The organism is Methylobacterium nigriterrae (genome assembly GCF_037106235.1).
Classification (GTDB): Bacteria; Pseudomonadota; Alphaproteobacteria; order Rhizobiales; family Beijerinckiaceae; genus Methylobacterium; species Methylobacterium nigriterrae.
On the sequence record NZ_JBAWTG010000655.1, the window covers coordinates 1 to 324 of the forward strand.

Genomic DNA, 324 nt, shown 5'->3' on the forward strand with positions numbered 1-324 from the left:
GGAGGTACGGGTCTCGGCGCGTCGGTCGGCGGCACGCCCTTTGCCGGGGGCATTCGTCCTGGTGCGGCCGGCGGCTTTTCGGAGATGGGATAGGGGCGGATCAGTCGTGGATGGGGCGTCATGAGCCACACGCTTCTTGGGCCCTCGGCCTCGCCGGGTTGGGACGCTCGTTGATGGCGTGGCAGGTGTCTCTGCCGGCAGGAGGGCGCATGCCCTGGTTCTATGTCGACGTGCTGCACGACGGCGACGACGTGACCCGGGACCACAAGGGGACCGAGTTGCCGGACATGGGGGCGGCTCGCACTGACGCGCTCGTCCTCTGGC

1 protein-coding gene is annotated in these 324 nt (G+C 69.4%); it reads left to right on the plus strand.

The window, feature by feature from the left end; all coding sequences use genetic code 11:
- Positions 1-209: 209 nt before the first annotated feature.
- Positions 210-324, plus strand: a 115-nt coding sequence (locus WDW90_RS41125; protein ID WP_431311220.1) for a DUF6894 family protein, incomplete at its 3' end; no start/stop codon positions are given.